This window comes from Streptomyces sp. NBC_01017, from assembly GCF_045162795.1.
Classification (GTDB): Bacteria; Actinomycetota; Actinomycetes; order Streptomycetales; family Streptomycetaceae; genus Streptomyces; species Streptomyces machairae.
In genome coordinates this window covers 5216163-5236726 of sequence record NZ_CP108683.1, presented here as the reverse complement: position 1 = coordinate 5236726, position 20564 = coordinate 5216163, and the positions used below count along the sequence as shown (strand labels likewise).

19 protein-coding genes are annotated in these 20564 nt (G+C 71.7%); 18 read left to right on the top strand and 1 reads right to left on the bottom strand.

All coding sequences use genetic code 11. The features are described from left to right. Window positions 1-9: 9 nt before the first annotated feature. The 9 genes from OG331_RS23830 (at window position 10) to kynU (ending at window position 9871) form a co-directional block, all read left to right on the top strand. Window positions 10-1653, top strand: coding sequence for a polyamine aminopropyltransferase (locus OG331_RS23830; protein WP_406199505.1), 1644 nt, complete (start codon window positions 10-12; stop codon window positions 1651-1653). Between the two features lie 143 nt (window positions 1654-1796). Continuing rightward, complete coding sequence (locus tag OG331_RS23825) at window positions 1797-2723, top strand: SRPBCC domain-containing protein (RefSeq protein WP_406199502.1); 927 nt, start codon at window positions 1797-1799, stop codon at window positions 2721-2723. Window positions 2724-3065: 342 nt separating this feature from the next. Further along, window positions 3066-3854: an aldose 1-epimerase gene (locus OG331_RS23820; protein ID WP_406199500.1), complete on the top strand. Its 789-nt coding sequence runs from the start codon at window positions 3066-3068 to the stop codon at window positions 3852-3854. Between the two features lie 10 nt (window positions 3855-3864). Continuing rightward, the gene (gene pyrE / locus OG331_RS23815) at window positions 3865-4413 is read left to right on the top strand and encodes an orotate phosphoribosyltransferase (protein WP_328880295.1); all 549 of its coding nucleotides are present in this window, start codon (window positions 3865-3867) and stop codon (window positions 4411-4413) included. A gap of 177 nt (window positions 4414-4590) precedes the next feature. After that, window positions 4591-5613, top strand: coding sequence for a class II fructose-bisphosphate aldolase (fbaA, locus tag OG331_RS23810; protein ID WP_383234256.1), 1023 nt, complete (start codon window positions 4591-4593; stop codon window positions 5611-5613). A gap of 59 nt (window positions 5614-5672) precedes the next feature. Then, window positions 5673-7154: an MFS transporter gene (locus OG331_RS23805; RefSeq protein WP_406199496.1), complete on the top strand. Its 1482-nt coding sequence runs from the start codon at window positions 5673-5675 to the stop codon at window positions 7152-7154. Window positions 7155-7233: 79 nt separating this feature from the next. Beyond that, a complete protein-coding gene (locus OG331_RS23800) occupies window positions 7234-7647 on the top strand; it encodes a DUF3151 domain-containing protein (RefSeq protein ID WP_328425366.1) in 414 nt (137 codons plus the stop codon). Window positions 7648-7800: 153 nt separating this feature from the next. Continuing rightward, window positions 7801-8661 (top strand): tryptophan 2,3-dioxygenase family protein, encoded by an 861-nt coding sequence (locus OG331_RS23795; protein WP_328880293.1) that lies wholly within the window; start codon window positions 7801-7803, stop codon window positions 8659-8661. Then, window positions 8654-9871, top strand: coding sequence for a kynureninase (gene kynU / locus OG331_RS23790; RefSeq protein WP_406199493.1), 1218 nt, complete (start codon window positions 8654-8656; stop codon window positions 9869-9871). Before OG331_RS23795 ends, kynU begins: the two co-directional genes overlap by 8 nt. On the opposite strand, the gene OG331_RS23785 is transcribed toward kynU, so the two are convergent. Continuing rightward, window positions 9868-10470, bottom strand: a complete 603-nt coding sequence (locus OG331_RS23785; RefSeq protein WP_406199490.1) for a TetR/AcrR family transcriptional regulator — start codon at window positions 10468-10470, stop codon at window positions 9868-9870. The genes kynU and OG331_RS23785 overlap by 4 nt on opposite strands. A gap of 197 nt (window positions 10471-10667) precedes the next feature. Here OG331_RS23785 and OG331_RS23780 point away from each other — a divergent pair, with 197 nt between their 5' ends. The 9 genes from OG331_RS23780 to OG331_RS23740 all read left to right on the top strand — a co-directional run bounded on the left by OG331_RS23780 (window position 10668) and on the right by OG331_RS23740 (window position 20563). Continuing rightward, window positions 10668-11567, top strand: a complete 900-nt coding sequence (locus OG331_RS23780) for an alpha/beta hydrolase (protein ID WP_406199487.1) — start codon at window positions 10668-10670, stop codon at window positions 11565-11567. A gap of 229 nt (window positions 11568-11796) precedes the next feature. Then, the gene (locus OG331_RS23775; RefSeq protein ID WP_406199484.1) at window positions 11797-12930 is read left to right on the top strand and encodes an alpha/beta hydrolase; all 1134 of its coding nucleotides are present in this window, start codon (window positions 11797-11799) and stop codon (window positions 12928-12930) included. Further along, window positions 12923-14164, top strand: coding sequence for an acyltransferase (locus tag OG331_RS23770; protein ID WP_406199481.1), 1242 nt, complete (start codon window positions 12923-12925; stop codon window positions 14162-14164). The genes OG331_RS23775 and OG331_RS23770 overlap by 8 nt, the downstream gene beginning before the upstream one ends. 268 nt (window positions 14165-14432) lie before the next feature. Next, a complete protein-coding gene (locus OG331_RS23765; RefSeq protein WP_406210231.1) occupies window positions 14433-15806 on the top strand; it encodes a sensor histidine kinase in 1374 nt (457 codons plus the stop codon). Further along, entirely contained in the window at window positions 15803-16477 is a 675-nt protein-coding gene (locus tag OG331_RS23760) for a response regulator (protein ID WP_406199478.1), read from the top strand. Before OG331_RS23765 ends, OG331_RS23760 begins: the two co-directional genes overlap by 4 nt. 133 nt (window positions 16478-16610) lie before the next feature. Beyond that, window positions 16611-17951: a sensor histidine kinase gene (locus OG331_RS23755; protein WP_406199475.1), complete on the top strand. Its 1341-nt coding sequence runs from the start codon at window positions 16611-16613 to the stop codon at window positions 17949-17951. Continuing rightward, the gene (locus tag OG331_RS23750; protein WP_362383779.1) at window positions 17948-18613 is read left to right on the top strand and encodes a response regulator transcription factor; all 666 of its coding nucleotides are present in this window, start codon (window positions 17948-17950) and stop codon (window positions 18611-18613) included. The genes OG331_RS23755 and OG331_RS23750 overlap by 4 nt, the downstream gene beginning before the upstream one ends. A gap of 47 nt (window positions 18614-18660) precedes the next feature. Next, complete coding sequence (locus tag OG331_RS23745; RefSeq protein WP_406199471.1) at window positions 18661-19881, top strand: cytochrome P450; 1221 nt, start codon at window positions 18661-18663, stop codon at window positions 19879-19881. An 88-nt stretch (window positions 19882-19969) separates the two neighbouring features. Continuing rightward, window positions 19970-20563 carry a Uma2 family endonuclease gene (locus OG331_RS23740; RefSeq protein ID WP_406199468.1) on the top strand — a complete coding sequence of 198 codons (594 nt, stop codon included), beginning with the start codon at window positions 19970-19972 and terminating at the stop codon, window positions 20561-20563. Window position 20564: the final 1 nt, after the last annotated feature.

Sequence of the window (20564 nt, the reverse complement as noted above, 5' to 3'; positions counted from 1 at the left end):
GTCGGCAACGTGATCGAGCCGCACGCCCCCGCCCCGCCCGGCACAACACCGCCCTGGGGTGGCCCCGCACGGCTTCCGGTCCGGCCGGGGACCGGGCGGTTCCTGGTCCTCGCGGGCGTCTTCGTCTGTGCTGCCTGCGGACTCGTGTACGAACTCGAACTCGTCGCCCTCGCCTCGTACTTGATCGGCGACTCGGTCACCCAGGCCTCCGTCGTCCTGTCCGTCATGGTCTTCGCGATGGGCATCGGCTCCCTCGCCGCCAAACGCCTGCGCCCGTACGCCGCGGCCGGCTTCGGCGCCATCGAGGCCTTACTCGCCCTCGTCGGCGGGTGCAGCGCGTTCGCGCTCTACGCCGTCTTCGCCTGGACCGGCGACTGGGGCGGCCTGTGGGTCAACGGCCCCCGCTGTCTCCTCGTCGCCTTCTCCCTCACCATCGGCCTGCTGATCGGCGCCGAAGTGCCGCTGCTGATGGAGCTGATCCAGCGCATCCGGCGCCAGGACGCGGGCGGCGCGGTGGCCGACCTGTTCGCCGCGGACTACGTCGGCGCGCTCGTCGGCGGCCTCGCGTTCCCCTTCCTTCTGCTGCCGCTGCTGGGCCAGTTGACCTCCGCGCTGATCACCGGCGCCGTCAACGCCGTCGTGGGCGGCGCGCTGGTCCTCGGCCTGTTCCGCGGGGACCTCAGCCGCCGCGCCCGGTGGCTGCTGGTGATCGCCAACGTCGCCGTCCTCGGCGTGCTCGCCTCGGCCGCCGTACTCGTCGACGACTTCGAACGGGCGGCACGGCACGCGGTGTACGGGCGGGACGTCCGCGTGGCACTCCACACGGACCTCCAGGAGGTCGTCATCACCGGCGGCACGCACGGCCGCCCCCTGAACCTCTTCCTCGACGGCCGCCTGCGGGTCAGCGGCCAGGACGAACGCCGCTACCACGAGGCGCTGGTCCACCCCGTGATGAGCGGCGAGCGCTCACGCGTGCTGATCCTCGGCGGCGGGGACGGGCTGGCGGCGCGCGAGGTGCTGCGCCATCCCGGGGTGGACCGGGTCGACGTCGTCGAAGCCGACGCCGAGTTGGTGAGCCTGGCGCGCCGGGATCCTCCGCTGTCCGACCTCAACGACCACTCCTACGGCGACAGCCGCGTCCACGTCATGACGAGCGACGCGTTCCGCTGGCTGCGGGCGGCGCCGCCGGCGACGTACGACGTCGTCATCTCGGACCTGCCGGACCCCGGCATCACCGCCAGTACGAAGCTGTACTCGCAGGAGTTCTACGGCCTCGCCCGGCGCGCCCTGGCCCCGCACGGCCGCCTGGCCGTCCATGCCGGCCCGGTCTCCGCACGGCCCCGCGTCTTCTGGACGGTCGACACGACACTGCGCGCCGCGGGCCTGCGGACCGCCCCGTACTGCGTCCGAGGCCGCGGTTCCGGTTTTGCGGCGGGCCCCGACCGCTCGGCGGGCCCGACGCCGGCGCCGCACGACTGGGGGTTCATCCTCGCGGGCCGGGGCGAGCGTCCGGCGCTGCGGCTCGGGGCGGGGGAGGGGGTGCCGCGGCCCGGGACGCTGACGCGGGAGGGGCTGGTGGCGGATGCGCGGGCGGCCGAGGGGACGCGGGTCGCGGGGTTGGGGGCGTCGACGTTGGTGCATCCGCGGTATTGAGGGGCGGGGTGGGGCGTGGTGGGGCGGGGTGGGTGCAGGGCTCTTGGTGCGGGCGGGGAGGGTACGCCCGGCGGGAGGGCTCGTGGTGAGAATCCTCGGATGTGTGGGTGCGGTTCACGCCATGCTGGGTAGGCTCGGTCCCCATGGAGCATGAGGTGTTCGTTCCGGTTGCGGCCGAGCGGCTCAGGGCGGTGCTGGCCGATCCCGTACGGGTTGCCCGGGCGGTCCCCGGGCTCCAGCAGGACGCCGGGGCCGAGCCCGTTGCCGGGCGGCTGAAGGTGCGCGTCGGTGGTCACACGATCACGTATCGGGGCGCCGTGCGGGTGTCTGCGCGCGAGGACGGCGACGGTGCCGGTGACGGTGCGTCTGCCTTCGCCGTCGAGGGCGATGCGACCGAGGTGCGGGGCAGCGGGGTCGTGAAGCTCGCGCTCACGGTGTGGGTGCTTGAGGCCGAGGGTGGGGCCACCGTGAGGTTCGCGGGGACCGCTTCGGCGGACGGGCGGGTGGCCGAGTTCTCGGCGGAGGCCGTTGGCTCTGCTGTGGGTCGGTTGCTGAACCGTTTTGGTGAGCAGTTGGGGGTTGTCGCGGGGGAGGGAGCGGGTGCCTCCGAGGGTTCCGAGGATGTGGAGGGCTTGGCTCCTGGGGAGTTCGAGACTCGGGTGACCAGTGACTTCGAAACGACGCCGGATGCGGATGACGCTGCGGCGCCTTCGCCTTCGCCCTCGCCTTCGTCGGCTCAGGGGTCGGATTCCGGGGACGGTGAGGAGGAGGCGTCCGTCTTTGATGCCGAGGTTCCGCCGCCGGCGCTCGAACCGGAGTCCGAGGCCGAGGTCGAGTCCGAGTCCGAGGACGGTGAGGCTCCCGTGGCCGAGGCGGCTCATGCTCGGCGGACGATGATCGGGCGCAGCGCCGAGGAAGTGGATCACGCGCCGCCGCGGGGGCGGTACGCGCCGGTGCCGGCGCCGCAGACTGTCGTGGCGGGTTCTACTTTGCGGTGGGCTGCTCCGGCGGCTGCGTTGGTGTTGGCGTCGGCGATTGTGGTGGGGCGGGCGTGGCGGCGGCGCCGGTGAGGGCGTTTTTCCGCCCCTGCCGCCCCTACCCTTCCCGTCCTCCAGGGGCTGCCGCCCCTTCGACCCCGCCTCTGGGGGCTGCCGCCCCCAGACCCCCGCTGTCGGCCTGAACGGCCTCGTCCTCAAACGCCGGACGGGCTGAATTGCCTGGACCGGCGTCGGGAGGTGAAGCCACCTGCGGGTGGGTGGGGGCTGGGGATGGCGGTGGCTTGTCCTCGAAGGCCGGACGGGCTGAATTGTCCGGACCGGCGTCGGGAGGTGAAGCCACCCCCGAAGGCCGGGCGGGTCCGGGATGTCTCGGTGCGGTTCAGGAGGGTTGATCGTCCCAGTAGGGTCGTCCCCGTGAGTAACGAACACATCACGCTGACCGCGGGTGACGCGGAGGTGGACGTGCTGCCGGGGAACGGTGGGCGGGTCGGGGGGCTTCGGGTCGGGGGGACGGAGTTGTTGCGGCAGGGGGAGCGGTTCGGGTGTTTTCCGATGGTTCCCTGGTGCGGGCGGATCCGGGACGGGCGGTTCCTGGACGGTGCCGTCGTGCGGCAGATGCCGCTGAGCGCCCCGCCGCACGCCATCCACGGCACGGTCCGCGACGGTGCCTGGAAGGTGGCCCGGGTCTCCGGTGACGAGGCCGTCATCACGTACGACCTGGTCGAGCCGTGGCCCTACCCCGGCCGGGTCACCCATGTCATCGCGCTCACCCCGGACAGCCTCAGCCTCACCATGTCCGTCGAGACGTACGAGACGTCCTTTCCGGCCCAGATCGGCTGGCATCCCTGGTTCAACCGGAACCTCGGCGGAGAGGACGCACAACTCGAATTCGCTCCCGCCTGGCAGGAAGAGCGTGGTGACGATCATCTGCCCACCGGGAATCGGATCGACCCCCGGCCCGGTCCCTGGGACGACTGCTTCGGGATGCCCGGCGGTGTCGATGTCACGCTCACCTGGCCGGGGCAGCTGGAGCTGAAGGTGGCCAGTCGGGAGGAATGGGTCGTCGTGTACGACGAGCAGGAGGCCGCCGTCTGTGTCGAGCCGCAGACCGGGCCGCCCAACGGCCTGAACACCCTGCCCCGCCTGGTCACGCCCCTGGAGCCGCTGGAGGCTGCGACCGTCTGGAGCTGGCGGCGCCTCTAAGCTGGGCGGCATGACTGACGTACGTGGCGCGCTGTTGCAGCAGATCAAGGACAAGGCCGTGGTGCACGGCAAGGTGACCCTGTCTTCGGGGCTGGAAGCCGACTACTACGTCGATCTTCGGCGCATCACCCTCGACGGGGAGGCCGCTCCGCTGGTCGGGCAGGTGCTGCTCGACCTGACCGCGGAGCTGGAGTTCGACGCGGTGGGCGGGCTCACCATGGGCGCCGACCCCGTCGCCGGCGCGATGCTGCACGCCGCCGCCGCGCGCGGGAAGCGGCTGGACGCCTTCGTCGTGAGGAAGGCGGCCAAGGCGCACGGGCTGCAGCGGCAGGTCGAGGGGCCGGACATCGCGGGGCGGCGGGTGCTCGTCGTCGAGGACACCTCCACCACCGGCGGCTCGCCGCTCACCGCCGTCGAGGCCGTGCGCGCGGCGGGCGCCGAGGTCGTCGCCGTCGCGACGATCGTCGACCGGGCCACCGGTGCCGCGGAGAAGATCCAGGAGGGTGCGGGTGTGCCGTACCTGTTCGCGTTCTCCAAGGACGAGTTGGGGCTCGACTGACCTCCGTCCCGGCGGACGTCCGTCTCGGCTGCTGACAGGCGCTCGGAGCATCCCGGTTCGTCGTGGAAAGATGGCCCCGCGATGCCGACGATGACGTCGCAATCGAGGTCTAGGTCAGGGCCGTAAAGAAGAACGCAGTACGCAGCACGTCAACCCGCACACTCAAGGAGCGGACAGATGCCCATCGCAACCCCCGAGGTCTACAACGAGATGCTCGACCGGGCGAAGGCAGGCAAGTTCGCCTACCCGGCCATCAACGTGACCTCCTCCCAGACCCTGCACGCGGCCCTGCGCGGCTTCGCGGAGGCGGAGAGCGACGGCATCATCCAGATCTCCACGGGTGGTGCGGAGTTCCTCGGCGGCCAGCACAGCAAGGACATGGTCACCGGCGCCGTCGCCCTGGCCGAGTTCGCGCACATCGTCGCCAAGAAGTACGACATCACCGTCGCCCTGCACACCGACCACTGCCCGAAGGACAAGCTCGACGGGTACGTACGGCCGCTGCTCGCCGTCTCGGAGGAGCGGGTCGCGCGCGGTGAGAACCCGCTGTTCCAGTCGCACATGTGGGACGGCTCGGCCGAGACCCTCGCCGACAACCTCTCCATCGCGCAGGAGCTGCTGGAGCGCGCCCGCGCCGCGAAGATCATCCTCGAGGTCGAGATCACCCCGACCGGTGGCGAGGAGGACGGCGTCTCGCACGAGATCAACGACTCGTTGTACACGACGGTCGACGACGCGATCCGTACGGTCGAGGCCCTCGGCCTCGGTGAGAAGGGGCGCTACCTGCTCGCCGCCTCCTTCGGCAACGTCCACGGCGTGTACAAGCCGGGCAACGTCGTGCTCCGTCCCGAGCTGCTGAAGGAGCTCAACGAGGGCGTCGCCGCCAAATACGGCAAGGCGTCCCCGTTCGACTTCGTCTTCCACGGCGGCTCCGGCTCCTCCGCCGAGGAGATCGCGACCGCGCTGGAGAACGGCGTCGTCAAGATGAACATCGACACCGACACGCAGTACGCCTTCACGCGTCCGGTGGCGGCCCACATGTTCCAGAACTACGACGGTGTCCTGAAGGTCGACGGCGAGGTCGGCAACAAGAAGACCTACGACCCGCGCACCTGGGGCAAGCTGGCCGAGGCGAGCATGGCGCAGCGCGTCCTGGAGGCCTGCGGAAACCTGCGCTCCACCGGCACGAAGATCAAGTAGCCGTTACGCATGCAGCGAGCCCGGTGCCACGGCACCGGGCTCGCTGTATACCTGGGGTCATGCCCGACGTCCGGATGGCCTCCCCACAAGGCAAGTGGATCCTGCTCACCACCGTCCTCGGCTCCAGCATGGCGATGCTGGACTCGACCGTCGTCAACGTCGCCCTCCCCCGGATCGGCGAGGACCTGGACGCGAACCTGTCCGCCCTCCAGTGGACGGTCAACGCGTACACCCTCGCCCTCGCCGGTCTGATCCTCCTCGGCGGTTCCCTGGGCGACCGCTACGGCCGCCGCAAGATCTTCGTCATCGGCGTCGTCTGGTTCGCCGCGGCCTCGCTGCTGTGCGGGCTCGCCCCGAACGCCGGTTTCCTCATCGCCGCGCGGACCTTTCAGGGCATCGGCGGCGCGCTTCTCACACCGGGCTCCCTCGCGCTGATCCAGGCGTCCTTCCACCCCGACGACCGGGCCCGGGCGGTGGGCCTGTGGTCCGGTTTCGGCGGTATCGGTGCTGCCATCGGCCCGTTCCTGGGCGGCTGGCTGGTCGACGGCCCCGGCTGGCGCTGGGTCTTCCTGCTCAACGTCCCGCTGGCGCTGCTGTGCGTCCCCATCGCCCTGCGCCACGTCCCCGAGTCCGGCGACGGGTCCAAGCACGGCCGCTTCGACGTGCTCGGCGCGGCCCTCGGAGCGCTGTCCCTCGCGCTGGTGACGTACGCGCTGATCGAGGCCCGCGACGGGTCCCTGGTCATCGCCGTCACCGCGGTCGCGGGCGTCGCCGCCGGGATCGCCTTCCTGTACGTCGAGAAACGGCGGCCCGACCCGATGATGCCGCTCGACATCTTCGCGTCCCGGCAGTTCACCGCGGTCAACCTGGTCACCGTGTGCGTGTACGCGGCCCTCGGCGGCTTCTTCTTCCTGGCCGCGCTCCAGCTCCAGGTCGTCTCCGGCTACTCGGCCCTGCAAGCCGGTACGGCACTGCTGCCGACGACCGTGCTGATGCTGCTGTTCTCCGCCCGGTCCGGTGCCCTGGCCGGCAAGATCGGGCCGCGCATCCCGCTCACCGTCGGGCCACTGGTGAGTGCGGCCGGCCTGCTGCTGATGCTGCGCGTCGGCCCGGACGCCTCGTACGTCGCCGACGTACTGCCCGCCGTTTTCGTCTTCGGCGTCGGCCTGGTCACCCTGGTCGCTCCGCTGACCGCCACCGTCCTCGCCTCCGTGAACGTCGCCCGCGCGGGCCTGGCCAGCGGCATCAACAACGCGGCGGCCCGAGCGGCGGGCCTGATCGCGGTGGCCGCACTGCCGCTGCTCGCCGGCATGAGCGAGGAGGCCTACCGGTCGCCGGACGCCTTCGACAGCGCGTTCGGACGGGCGATGCTGTGGTGTGCCGGGACCATGGTCGTCGGCTCGGCAATCGCTTTTGCCACGGTACGCACCCTGCCCCCGGACTGCCGCAAACCGGAATGCCTCCACCACGGCTCGATCACTTCGCCGCCGCTGGAGGGGGTGCGGAGCAGGTCCCGGCTGGCGGGGGAGGGGGAGGGCTAGGCGCCGGTCCAGGCATGCCGGCGGCGAGGGCGAAGGACACGGCACCCACCGGCCCCGGCGATGGCCCACACTTGAACCCATGGCCATTCACGAAAACCTTCTCGGGGGCCCGCCCCCGACCCACCTCCCCGACGACCCCGAGCCGCGCGAGCTCCTCGCCGGCGGCACCGCGCCCGCGGACGTCGCAGCGAAGTACCCCACTTCCTCCCTGGCCTGGGCCCAGCTGGCCGACGAGGCCTTCGAGCGCGGCAGCGTCGTGGAGTCGTACGCCTACGCCCGTACGGGCTACCACCGCGGCCTGGACGCCCTGCGCCGCAGCGGCTGGAAGGGCCACGGCCCGGTCCCCTGGGAGCACGAGCCGAACCGCGGCTTCCTGCGCGCCCTGCACGCCCTCGCCCGCGCCGCCGGGACGATCGGCGAGCAGGAGGAGTACGAGCGCTGCTCGCAGTTCCTGAAGGACTCCTCGCCGACGGCGGCCCAGACCCTGGGCTAGCCGCCGCGCCTCCCCCGTCGTGGGGCCCGCCGGTGTGACGAGGGCGGGCCTTGCGATGCGGGGGGACATCCCTGAGGATGCCGGTGGGGACCGGGGCCCCTTTGTCGATAACGGCAGGGCGGACCGCTACCCGGAGTTACACAGGAGACAGCAATGTCCCAGCAGGCTCACCGGTCCGCGGAGACATCCCCGGAGACTCAAGAGCCCGAGACCCCCAATCTCGACTTCGCAGGCACGACGCCGTACGAGGACTACGTCAAGGCGGACGTGCTCACCCACCTCCAGCACACCCTCTCCGACGACCCCGGAGAGATGGTCTTCCTGGTCACGACCCAGGTCATGGAGCTGTGGTTCACCGTCATCGTCCACGAGTGGGAGACCGCGGCACGCGCCCTGCGCGAGGACCGGCCGGCCGTGGCGATCGACGCCCTGAAGCGTTCGGTGCGGGAACTGGACGCCCTGAACTCCTCCTGGAAGCCGCTCGGCCAGCTCACGCCGGCCCAGTTCAACTCGTACCGCAGCGCCCTCGGCGAAGGCTCCGGCTTCCAGTCGGCGATGTACCGCCGGATGGAGTTCCTGCTCGCCGAGAAGTCCGCGTCCATGCTGGTCCCGCACCGCGGCGCCCCCCGCGTCCACGCGGAACTGGAGAAGGCGCTGCACGAGCCGAGCCTCTACGACGAGGTGCTGCGTTTCCTCGCCCGCCACGGCTGCGCGATCCCGCAGGCCGTCCTGAAGCGTGACGTGTCCCAGAAGTACGAGCCCTCGCCCGCGGTCGAGGCGGCCTGGACCGCGATCTACGCAGGCGACCAGAACTCCGAGCTCGCCCGCCTGGGCGAGGCACTGACCGACGTCGCCGAACTGGTGTGGCGCTGGCGCAACGACCACCTGGTCGCCACCCGCCGCGCGATGGGCGCCAAGGCGGGCACGGGCGGCTCGGCCGGCGTGGCCTGGCTGGAGAAGCGGGCGCAGAAGAACGTGTTCCCGGAGCTGTGGACGGCGAGGTCCCATGTCTGAGTTCGCCGAACTCGCCGCCAGGGCCGAGAAGCTCGACGCGACCGACGAACTCGCGGGCAAGCGCGCTCAGTTCATGCTGGACGAGGTCGTCTACCTCGACGGCAACTCGCTGGGCGCCCTGCCGTCGAACGTGCCGGGACGGGTCGAGGACGTCGTACTGCGGCAGTGGGGGCGGATGCGCATCCGCTCCTGGACCGAGAGCGGCTGGTGGACCGCTCCGGAGCGGATCGGCGACCGGATCGCCCCGCTGGTCGGCGCGGCGCCGGGCCAGATCGTGGTCGGTGACTCGACAAGTGTCAACGTCTTCAAGGCACTTGTGGCCGCCGTGCGGATGGCGGAGTCCGCCGGTCCCGGCCGGGACGAGATCCTGGTCGACGCGACGACCTTCCCCACGGACGGCTACATCGCCGAGTCGGCGGCCCGGATGACCGGCCGTACGCTACGGCCGGTGACGCCCGCCGAGGTGCCGGCGGCCCTGTCCGGCCGTACCGCCGCAGTCCTCCTCAACCACGTCGACTACCGCACGGGCCGGCTGCACGACCTGCCGGCCCTCACCGCCGCCGTGCACGCGGCGGGCGCGATCGCCGTGTGGGACCTGTGCCACAGCGCGGGCGCGCTGCCCGTCGGACTCGACGAGCACGGTGTCGACCTGGCGGTGGGCTGCACGTACAAGTACCTGAACGGCGGCCCGGGTTCACCGGCGTACCTGTACGTGCGTCACGATCTCCAGGACCGCTTCGACTCCCCGCTCCCCGGCTGGAACTCGCACGCCGAGCCCTTCGGGATGCGTCCCGCCTACGAGCCGGCCTCCGGCGCCCTGCGCGGCCGGGTCGGCACGCCGGACATCCTCTCCATGCTCGCCCTGGAGGCGGCCCTGGAGGTCTGGGACGGTGTGTCGGTCGAGGCGGTGCGGGCCAAGTCGCTGGCGCTGACGGACTTCTTCCTGGAGTGCGTCGGGGCGTATGTGGGGGAGGGGCGCGTCGAGTCGCTGACCCCGCTGGCCCATGACGAACGCGGCAGCCAGGTGGCCCTGCGGTGCGAGAACGCCGGGGAGGTCATGCAGCGGCTGATCGAGCGAGGGGTCGTGGGCGACTTCCGGCACCCTGACGTGCTGCGGTTCGGATTCACGCCGCTGTACGTGGGGTTCGCGGAGGTGGAACGGGCGGCCCGGGTGCTGGCGGCGCTGCTGCCCGGGGAGGCCCGGCCCTAACCGGCGTACACCCCCGCCACGGCAGCCGCGTGCGCGGCCCGCGCTGCACGCTCCGCGGCGGGGGCGTCGGGGATGACCCCGGTCGTCAGCAACTGGTAGTAGAGGGGTGCCGACACCGCCCGTACGACCGCCTCCGGGTCCGTCCCCTCGGGCAACTCCCGCCTGGTGACGCCCTGTTGCACGCACGGCGCCCACTCCGCCACCCGCACCTCGTAGAACCGGCGGAGCGCCTGCGCCGTACGCTCGTCGCAGGTCGCCGCGGCGATGACGGCACGGAACAGGGCACCCTGCCGGGGATCCGCCAGCGTCCGCTGCACCAGCGTCGCGTTGGCGAGCAGGTCGCCCAGCACGGACCCGGTCTCCTCGCGCGGCAGCGACTGCTCGGCCATGTCGGCGAGCAGGTCGGCCACCAGCCCGGTCACCGAGCCCCAACGCCGGTACACGGTGGTCTTGCCGACCTCGGCCCGGCGGGCGACGTCGGCGAGGTCGAGGCCGTCGAAACCCTGCTCCGCGAGGACGTCCCCGGCCGCCCGCAGCACGGCCTCACGGACACGCGCGGTACGCCCTCCGGGACGTACGGTGCCGGGTTCGGCGGACATATCGGCCTCCTTGGTGCGCTCGCGATCTGCGTCCCCAGCGTAACGGAACAGTGGAACCATTTAACCCTCACCCTGCGTGACATCCCCATGTCCACGCACGTCACCCGCCTGATACCGTCCCCGCCAACGGCCGAATTCCCACGTGGTCCGCCACCCCGCTTTCGTCCAAATCCGTTTCGTCGCTGAGAGGTTGGAGCATGCCGGAGGACGTCGCAGCAGCCCGGGCCGCCGCCGAGGAGGAGTCCGCCTTCTCGCACGCGCCCGTGGACCCCGACGCCATCGCCTCGTACGGCGACCACCCCGACCAGGTGATCGACTTCTACGCGCCGCGCGGCGAGTCCGTTCCGGGCGTCCTGGCTCCGCTGGTCGTCGTCCTGCACGGTGGCGCATGGCGGGCGCCGTACGACCGGCGGCATGTCACGCCGTTCGCCGACTTCCTGGCGCGGCGCGGGTTCGCCGTGGCCAACGTGGAGTACCGGCGGGGGGCGGAGGGCGGGGACTTCGGCGCTGCGGATTCCGGTACGGGTGGCCCGGTCGCGGGACGCTGGCCGGACACGTTCGACGACGTCACCGCCGCGCTGGACGCGTTGCCCGCTCTCGCACGGGAGGTGCTCCCGCAGGCCGATGCGCGCCGGATCGTGGTCACCGGCCACTCGGCCGGCGGTCACCTGGCCCTCTGGGTGGCGGCCCGCCATGTCCTGCCCGCGGACGCCCTCTGGCGCACCGACCGCCCCGCGCCCCTGCGGGGTGTGGTCGCGCTTGCCCCGATCGCCGACTTCACGGTCGCCGACAAACTGGACGTCTGCGGGGGCGCACCGCGGCAACTCCTGGGCGGGGCAGTGGAGTTCCCCGAGCGTCAGCCGTACGCCGACCCCGCGCTCCTGCTGCCGACGGGCATCGCCACGACGGTCGTCCAGGGCCGGACGGACGTCGTAGTCCCCCAGGCGGTCGCCGAGTCGTACGCGGACGCGGCGGCGAAGGCGGGGGAAGTGATCGGTCTGACACTGCTGGAGGACGTCGGCCACTTCCCGCTGATCGACCCTGCGGCGGATGCGTGCGCGGTGGTGGCGGAGGAGATCGCACAGCTGGCATGGTGAGTTCGCAGATGCCCTCTCACCTGCGAGTATCCCGTCACCTGCAGCTGCCCCGTCACGTGGGCGCGCCCCGCCCGGAGAGGCCCCTGCCGGGAGGGCCCCCTCATACCCGTAGTACCTGAGAGCTACATCGCAGGTGAGCTCCCTGGCATGACGCGGACGACAAGTCCGGATCCGTAACTTCCCTTCCAGGTAGGCCCGATGGCCGGGCGGACTGGAAGGGATGACGACCATGGGGCGTACGACGGGGGCAGCGGGGGCGAGCTCGTCGGGCAAGGTGGGTGCGCCGGGCGAGCGGGCCGAGTCGAGCGAGGCGGCCGACTCCGGCGGGCCGGGCGAGCGGGGTGCGCCGACCGAGCGGAGTGCGCCGCGCAGGCCGAGGAAGGCGCGCCGCACGCACCGACTGCGTCGAGCGCTGCTCGCCACCCTGATCACCGGTGCCGTGGTCGTTCCGCTGGCCGGTGCGGCGCGGCCCGAGATACCCGCTCCGAAGCCGGCCGCCTTCGCGCCGGTCACGGCGGCGACGCTGGACGACGCGTATGCGGCCAACCGCGCCAACGCCGCCGAGGCGTCCCGTATGGCCGCGGCCAACGGCAGCCGTGAACGCGCCGCCGCGGACCGGGCGATGGCCGACCCGTCCCGTCACTTCCTCACCTTCGACGGCCGCGGCCCCGGCCTCGCGACGGAGGTCTTCGGCGACCTGGCGCACGCCGACCGCATCGCCGTCCTGGTCCCCGGCTCCGACACGTCCATCGAGACCTACGGCCGTTTCCGCAATGCCGCCCGCGCGCTGCACGAACGGCTCACCCGGGAGGCCTCGCAGGGCACGCGCACCGCGGTGGTGGCCTGGCTCGGCTACGAGACGCCGGGCACGATCAGCGCCACGGTCGCGACGGCCGGGCGGGCCGAGGACGCGGCTCCCAAGCTGCGGGAGTTCGTGCGGCAGCTGCGCGCCATCCCGGACCGCACGCCGAGCGCGGCAGGCGGGCCGCACATCTCCCTCCTCTGCCACTCCTACGGCTCGGTGGTCTGCGGCAGCGCGGCTTCCGACCTCGACGTGGACGACATCGCCCTGATAGGCAGTCCCGGCACCGGCGTCGACACCGCCGGCGCCCTGCACACCCCGGCCCGCGTCTGGGCGGCCCGCGGCGGTGACGACTGGGTGGCCGAGGTCCCGCACATCAGGTTCGACCTGCTCGGCACGACCATCGGCTTCGGCACCGACCCGATGTCGCCGTCCTTCGGTGCCCGGGTCTTCTCGGCGGGCTCCGGCGGCCACAGCGACTACTTCAGCCCGGGCTCGCCGTCCCTGACGAACCTGACCCGCATCGTCCTGGGCGAGACCTCGGAGGTGACCCATGGCTGAGTCCACCATCGCCGGGCGTCCGCGCGGTGCCTGGCGGGGCATACCGGAGGGCATACGGCTGGGCGCCGCCCGCGTCGACGCCGTCACCCCCGTCGAACGGGACCGGGCGGTCGACGCCCTGCGCGCCTTCGCCATCCTCGGCGTCGTGCTCGGCCACTGGCTGGTGACGGCTCTGGTGGCGGACGGCGGGTCCGGCCTGCGCACCGCGAGCCCGCTCCAGCACATGCCGTGGCTGGCCCCGATCTCCTGGGCCTTCCAGACCCTCGCCGTGTTCTTCCTGGTCGGCGGCCATGTGGCGACCCGCGGCTACACCTCGGCCCGGGCCCGTGGCACGACGTACGGACAGTGGCTGAGGTCCCGGCTGTCGCGCCTGTTCAAACCGGTGGCGGCCGTCCTCACCCTGTGGACGGTGACGTCGGTCCTGCTGCTCCTCTCGGGCACGGACATCGACACGGTCCACACCCTGGTCAAACTGGCCCTGTCCCCGCTGTGGTTCCTCCTGGTCTTCGCGACGCTGACGGCGGTGACGCCCCTCCTCCTGCGCCTCAACCCCCTGTGGCCCCTGGCCGTCGTTCTCCATGTGGACCTCCTGCGCTTCGGCCTGGGCGGCCCCGCGTGGCTCGGCTGGGTGAACGTGGCGGCCGGCTGGCTGGTGCCGTTCAGCCTGGGCGCGGCGTGGACCCGGGGTGAGCTGGAGCGCCGCCGCGCGGGCTGGATCCTGCTGACGGGCGGCGCGGCGGCGACGGCGGCGCTGGTCGCCTGGGCGGGCTACCCGGCGTCCATGGTCGGCGTGCCCGGCGCCGGCATCTCCAACCTCAACCCACCGACCCTGGCCGCCGTCACCTTCGGCCTGGCCCAGTGCGGCCTGGCCCTGCTCCTGCGCGAGCCCCTGCGCCGCACGATGCGGCGCCCCCTGGCCTGGGCGGCGGTGGCCCTGCTCAACCTCTCCGCGATGACGATCTTCCTCTGGCACCAGACGGCCCTGATGGCCACCACAGCCACGGGCCTCCTGGCAGGCCACCTCCCCGGCCTGCACACCCTCCCCGACAACCTCACCTGGGTGGCGGCCCGCCTGGCATGGCTCCCGGTGTTCACCCTGGTCCTGGCGGCCTGCTGGACGGCATTCCGCCTGTACGAACAGGGCCCGCGCCGCCCCAAGGGCCGCACCTCCAGGGTGATCCGCTCCAACCCCACCCCACAGAACGAGAAAACGAAGGCCCGGCACCATGCCTAGTGTTGACCCCGTGAACGACGAGGAGGAGAAGCCGAGGGCCGCCGAGGGGGAGCGGGGTTCGCGGGGGTCGGCTGCGGGGGCTGCGGGGGCTGACGGAGGGGGCGCCTCGCAGGCGCCGGCCGCTGCGGCTGATGGCGAGGGTGCCTCGGCGGTGCAACCCGCAACGCCTCACGGCGGCCACACCTCGCACGTGCCGCCCGCAGCGGCTGACGTCGGGGTTGCCTCGCACGCGCCACCCGCAGCCGCCGACGGCGAACACGCCCCACCGGTGCCGCCCGCACCAAGGAAACGCCCCCTCGCCACCAACCTCCGCAAACCCTTCGGGAGAACCTGGCTCCGCTGGCTGACCATTTTCCTCACCACCTGGATCGCCCTCGGCGTCTCCCTGGCGGGCGGCAACGAAATCAGCGAGAGCTACGACCTGAGCACGGCCGACGGCCTGATCGCCGGCTTCGCCCAAGGCATCACCCTGTGCCTGGCCCTGTGGCGCCCGGGCAGAGCCTGGGCCCTCAGCCTGGCGGCCACATTCATCACCGCCATGATCGCCCGCCCCCACCTCGCAGACCTCCCAGCCCCAGCCCCCGCCCCCAACTGGCCCTGGAGCACCCCAGAAGTCATCGCCCACGCCGGCGTCCTGCTGCTCCTGGCCCTCCGCGTCCCCACCCGCAGGGCCGTCGCGGCCCTCGCGGTGTCGGCGCTGGCCACCTTCGCCCTTCAGGGCGGGCTGGGCGGCACGAAGTACTCCGGCACCGGCGCCGCGGCGGTCGCCGTCTTCGCCATCGCCGTCGTCGTCGGCACCGCCCTGCGCGGCCGCAAGGAGGCCCGCACCCAGCTCGTCGTGCAGGAGACGCTCACCGCGGAGGAACGAGCCCACCGCACCCTGCTGGAGGAGCGCAGCCGTATCGCCCGCGAGCTGCACGACGTGGTCGCCCACCACATGTCGGTCATCTCCATCCAGGCCCAGGTAGCCCCCCACCTCGTCGAGAACCCGTCCGACGAGCTGAAGGAAAACCTCGACGGCATCCGGCAGAACGCCCTGGAGGCGCTCACCGAACTCCGCCGCGTCCTGGGCGTCCTGCGCTCGGAACACCCCGACGCCCCGGACAACGTGGAAGCGGGCGGCACCGGCACAGGCACCGGATCGACAAGCGCCCCGCACGCTCCGCAACCCACCCTCGACCGGCTCGACGCGCTCGTGGAGAACACCCGGGCCGCCGGCCTGACCGTGACCCTCGACGTCACCGGCGAGCGCCGCCCGCTGCAGCCCGGCCTGGAGCTGTCGGCGTACCGGATCGTGCAGGAGGCGCTGAGCAACGTACTGCGCCATGCCCCCGGCGCGACCGCCCGCGTCGAAGTCGTCCACGAGCGCAGCGGCCTGACCGTGTGGGTCGCCAACTCGCGGCCGGAGCGTCCCGCGCCGCCGTCGCCGGGCGCGGGGCACGGGCTGCTCGGCATGCGGGAGCGGGCCGCGATGCTCGGCGGCGCCCTGTCGGCGCACCCGTCGCCGGACGGCGGCTACCTGGTGAGCGCCTATCTGCCCGCGTACCCGCGCCTCGAAGGCCTCGGCTACGTTCCCCAGGATCCCCATCACGCCCACGCCCACGCCCCCGCCCCCGCCCCGGACAAGGACGGCACCGCATGACGAGCAGCCCCATCCGCGTACTCATCGCCGACGACCAGCAGATGGTCCGGCAGGGTTTCACCGTGCTGCTCAACACCAAGCCCGACATCGACGTCATCGGCCAGGCGGTCGACGGCCTGGACGCGGTCACGAAGGTCGCCGACCTGCTCCCCGACGTCGTGCTGATGGACATCCGCATGCCCGAACTCGGCGGCATCGAGGCCACCCGCCGTATCACCGCCGCGACCCCGCAGATCAAGGTGCTGGTGCTGACCACCTTCGACCTCGACGAGTACGTGTACGAGGCACTGCACGCGGGCGCCTCGGGCTTCCTCCTCAAGGACGCCTCCGCCGACCAGCTGGCCGAGGCGGTCCGGGTCGTGGCGGCCGGCGACGCCCTCCTCGCGCCCGGCATCACCCGGCGGCTGATCGTCGAGTTCTCCCGCCTGGTCAAGCGGCCCCGCGCACCGCTCAAGGAACGTGTCGGCGACCTGACCGAACGCGAGACGGAGGTCCTCGCGCTGATCGCGCAGGGGCTGTCGAACGCGGAGATCGCCGAGCGCCTCGTCGTGGCCGAGCAGACCGTGAAGACCCACGTGGGCCGCATCCTGGTGAAGCTGGGGCTGCGGGACCGTACGCAGGCGGCGGTGTTCGCGTATGAATCGGGGGTGGTGCGGCCCGCCGGACACTGAGCGGGGCCGCAGCCCACGGACACCCGCATCCGGCCTCGACCAGCAGCGATACCCGTAGTACCTGAGATGGACCTGCGGGAACCCTTCTCACTGGGGACGACCGCGACACGGCCCTGCGCCTACCGTTCTGTACGTGACCGAGACGACTCAGATGCCGACCCCGCCACCCGGGGACGGGGCCAAGACGCGCAGCCCCGAGTTCCGGCTGGCCGTGAATGCCGTGCAGGGGCTGCGCCAGGATCTGTTCCACGACGCCTTCGCCTACCGCCCGCTGGCCCGGATGAAGGTCGACGGCCCCGTGACCCGGCGGCTGCCCGGCCGCATGCGCGAGTACGCGACCTGGACACCGCATGCCGTGATCACCACGATCGGCCTGCTCACGCTCCTCATGTCCGCCGCCGACAACGACAAAGGGGCGCTGCTGCTCGGCCCGCTCGCTCTGATCCCGATCCTGCTGACCATGGTCCGGCCGGTCGGAGCGTTCTGGCTGTCGATGGCGGCCACCCCGGTCAGCCAGGTCTTCGGCAGTTCGTGGGACGGCTGGCCATGGCTGCCTGCGACCTTCCTCTGCCATCTGACCGTGCTGACGGTCGTGGCGATACGCACCAGGCCCCGCACGGCCGCCTACATGTGGGTTGTCACCGCGGCGTACGCCTTCGCGGCGGACGTGCTGTTCGGGTCGCCGGGCTACTACGGCACGAACTCCGGCCCGATGCTGATCCTCTCCGCATTGATGCTGCTCGTCGTCGCCGTCTGGCACACGCGCAAGGAGGCCCGGCAGGAGGTCACCGCCCAACAGACCGTGACCGCGCAGGAGCGCTCCAAGCGCACCCTGCTGGAGGAGCGCACGAACATCGCCCGGGAGCTGCACGACGTGGTGGCCCACCACATGTCGGTCGTCGCCATCCAGGCAGAGGCCGCCCCCTACCGGGTGGAGAACCCTCCGCCGGAGCTGGAGCGGGCCTTCGCCACCATCCGGGAGAACGCGGTGGCGGCCCTCACCGAACTGCGCCGCGTCCTGGGCGTCGTCCGCGCCGAGGACTACGAGGCCCCGGACGCCCCGCAGCCCACCCTCTCCGACCTGGACGCACTGCTGGCCAACGTGCGGGACGCGGGACTGAGCGTGGAGAAGACGGTGATCGGCGCGGTCCGCGAGCTGCCGCCCGGTGTGGAGCTGTCGGCGTACCGGATCGTGCAGGAGGCGCTGAGCAACAGCCTGCGGCACGCGCCCGGCGCGAGCGCCCGGGTGGAGGTCGGATACGTTCTCGGTGGTCTCGGCCTGCGCATAGTCAACGGGCCGCCGCCCGCGCCGGCCCTCGTGAAGCCCTCGCCGGGTGCCGGGCACGGCATCACCGGGATGCGGGAGCGCGTCAGCATGCTGAACGGTGAGATGACGGCGGACCGGACGGAGGACGGCGGCTACGAGGTGGCCGTGTTCCTGCCGGTCGCCATGACGACAGAGGACGGCTCATGACCATCCGTGTGCTGATCGCGGACGACCAGATGATGGTGCGCGAGGGCTTCTCGGTCCTGCTGAACGCGATGCCGGACATCGAGGTCGTCGGCGAGGCGGTCAACGGACGGGAAGCGGTGGACCGGGTCCGCGAACTCACCCCGGATGTCGTGCTGATGGACATCCGCATGCCGGAGCTCAACGGCATCGAGGCGACCCGGGAGATCGTCGCGGCCGACGGCGCGGCGAAGGTGCTGGTGCTGACCACCTTCGACCTCGACGAATACGTCTACCAGGCGCTGCGCGCGGGAGCCTCCGGCTTCCTGCTGAAGGACGCCTCGGCTCGCCAACTCGCCGACGGAGTAAGAGTGGTGGCGGCCGGCGAAGCTCTTCTCGCCCCCTCCATCACCCGGCGGCTGATCACGGAGTTCTCGAAGCTGTCCGACTCCCCGCGTCTGATGTCGTCCGCGCACGCGGCGTACGGGGATCTGACCGAGCGGGAGACGGAGGTGCTGGTGCTGATCGCACAGGGCCTGTCGAACCAGGAGATAGCCGGGCGGCTGGTGGTCGCCGAGTCGACGATCAAGACCCACGTCAGCCGGATCCTGGTGAAGCTGGGCCTGCGGGACCGTACGCAGGCGGCGGTGTTCGCCTACGAGGCGCGGCTGGTCACGCCGGGCTGAGCGGACACCCCTGGTCAGGGAGGGGGAGGTGGGGCTAACGTCCGGGCATGGCAGCTCCTTCCGCCCTCGCGTTCGACCCGTGGGACCCGGCGTTCCTCGCCGACCCGTACCCCGCCTACGCAGAACTGCGGGACAGGGGCCGGGTGCACTGGTTCGAGCCCACGAACCAGTGGCTGGTCCCGCATCACGCGGACGTCTCGGCGTTGCTGCGCGACCGTCGCCTCGGCCGGACGTACCAGCACCGTTTCACCCACGAGGACTTCGGGCGGACGGCGCCGCCGCCGGAGCACGAGCCGTTCCACGTCCTGAACGACCACGGGATGCTCGATCTGGAGCCGCCGGACCACACCCGGATCCGCCGGCTGGTGTCGAAGGCGTTCACGCCGCGCACGGTGGAGCAGCTGAAGCCGTATGTGCAGGGGCTGGCGGGTGAGCTGGTGTCGGGGCTGGTCGAAGCGGGTGGCGGTGATCTGCTGGCGGACGTCGCGGAGCCCCTGCCGGTCGCGGTGATCGCCGAGATGCTGGGGATTCCCGAGTCGGACCGGGCGCAGCTGCGGCCCTGGTCGGCGGACATCTGCGGGATGTACGAGCTGAACCCGTCCGAGGAGACGGCGACCAGGGCGGTCCGGGCCTCGGTCGAGTTCTCGGAGTACCTCCTGGAGCTGATCGCGGCCCGCCGCAAGGAGCCGGGCGACGACCTGATCTCGGGCCTGATCGCCGCGTACGACGAGGGTGACCGGCTCACCGAGCAGGAGATGATCTCGACGGCGGTCCTCCTGCTGAACGCCGGCCACGAGGCCACGGTGAACTCCACGGTCAACGGCTGGTGGGCGCTGTTCCGCAACCCCGACCAGCTGGCGGCCCTGCGGGCCGACCACTCCCTGATCCCCTCGGCGATCGAGGAGCTGATGCGTTACGACACCCCGCTGCAGCTCTTCGAGCGCTGGGTCCTGGACGAGATCGAGATCGACGGCACGACGATCCCGCGCGGCGCGGAGATCGCCCTGCTGTTCGGCTCCGCCAACCACGACGCGACGGTCTTCGAGACCCCGGCCGAGCTGGACCTCACCCGCAAGGAGAACCCGCACATCTCCTTCAGCGCCGGCATCCACTACTGCATCGGCGCCCCGCTGGCCCGCATCGAACTGGCCGCCTCGATGACGGCCCTGCTGGAACAGGCCCCGACCCTGCGGCTTGCGGCAGAGCCGGAGCGGAAGCCGAACTTTGTGATCCGGGGGCTGGAGGGGCTGAGCGTCGAGGTCGGGTGAACACTCGATCGGCTGATCGCTGAGCGAATCCCGATCGAGGGTCGTCGGCTGCTCGTCAAGCTGGTGCCTGCCTACGAAGGGAGGCACCATGACGGTTATGGCAGAGCGCGCGTCGTCTCAGTTGTCGGTGGACATGTTCGAGCGGATCGCCGAGTTCGCCGAGCGGGAGGACGAGACCGTCAGGTTCGAGTTCATCGACGGACGGATCGGGCTCAGGAAAGTGACAAACGGCAACCACGGCGCGATCACTATGTGGCTGATCCGGCAATGCATGCGTGCCAGGCCTGAGCTCGACCTCAATCCATTGCAAGGTCTCAAGGTGGAGGCCTACCGCCAGGGACGGGCCCGACCTGACGGGGTGCTCGCCCCGGTTGATCACTTCGTGGGCCAAGGGGACTGGGCCGACCCCCACGGCGTGCTGATGGCAGTCGAGATCACGTCGTACGACTCGGACACGCACAACCGGGACCGGGTCGAGAAGCCTCGGGCGTACGCCGAGGCCGGCATCCCGGTCTATGTGCTGATCGACCGGGACAACCTGACCGTCCTCGTACACAGCGATCCGGACCTGGAGGACGGCTACCGGGACATCCACGTGGTCAGGCTCGGCGGCAAGGTAACTCTCCCCGATCCGGTCGGCATCGACCTCGACACGGAGGAGCTCAAGCTGTACTTCGACTGAT

Excerpts from the sequence above, each read along its gene's own strand:
- OG331_RS23825 (WP_406199502.1), top strand. The coding sequence starts at position 1,797 with ATGGAGCATGAGGTGTTCGTTCCGGTTGCGGCCGAGCGGCTCAGGGCG.
- pyrE (WP_328880295.1), top strand. The coding sequence starts at position 3,865 with ATGACTGACGTACGTGGCGCGCTGTTGCAGCAGATCAAGGACAAGGCC.
- fbaA (WP_383234256.1), top strand. The coding sequence starts at position 4,591 with ATGCCCATCGCAACCCCCGAGGTCTACAACGAGATGCTCGACCGGGCG.
- OG331_RS23805 (WP_406199496.1), top strand. The coding sequence starts at position 5,673 with ATGCCCGACGTCCGGATGGCCTCCCCACAAGGCAAGTGGATCCTGCTC.
- OG331_RS23800 (WP_328425366.1), top strand. The coding sequence starts at position 7,234 with ATGGCCATTCACGAAAACCTTCTCGGGGGCCCGCCCCCGACCCACCTC.
- OG331_RS23795 (WP_328880293.1), top strand. The coding sequence starts at position 7,801 with ATGTCCCAGCAGGCTCACCGGTCCGCGGAGACATCCCCGGAGACTCAA.
- kynU (WP_406199493.1), top strand. The coding sequence starts at position 8,654 with ATGTCTGAGTTCGCCGAACTCGCCGCCAGGGCCGAGAAGCTCGACGCG.
- OG331_RS23785 (WP_406199490.1), bottom strand. The coding sequence starts at position 10,470 with ATGTCCGCCGAACCCGGCACCGTACGTCCCGGAGGGCGTACCGCGCGT.
- OG331_RS23780 (WP_406199487.1), top strand. The coding sequence starts at position 10,668 with ATGCCGGAGGACGTCGCAGCAGCCCGGGCCGCCGCCGAGGAGGAGTCC.
- OG331_RS23775 (WP_406199484.1), top strand. The coding sequence starts at position 11,797 with ATGGGGCGTACGACGGGGGCAGCGGGGGCGAGCTCGTCGGGCAAGGTG.
- OG331_RS23770 (WP_406199481.1), top strand. The coding sequence starts at position 12,923 with ATGGCTGAGTCCACCATCGCCGGGCGTCCGCGCGGTGCCTGGCGGGGC.
- OG331_RS23760 (WP_406199478.1), top strand. The coding sequence starts at position 15,803 with ATGACGAGCAGCCCCATCCGCGTACTCATCGCCGACGACCAGCAGATG.
- OG331_RS23750 (WP_362383779.1), top strand. The coding sequence starts at position 17,948 with ATGACCATCCGTGTGCTGATCGCGGACGACCAGATGATGGTGCGCGAG.
- OG331_RS23745 (WP_406199471.1), top strand. The coding sequence starts at position 18,661 with ATGGCAGCTCCTTCCGCCCTCGCGTTCGACCCGTGGGACCCGGCGTTC.
- OG331_RS23740 (WP_406199468.1), top strand. The coding sequence starts at position 19,970 with ATGACGGTTATGGCAGAGCGCGCGTCGTCTCAGTTGTCGGTGGACATG.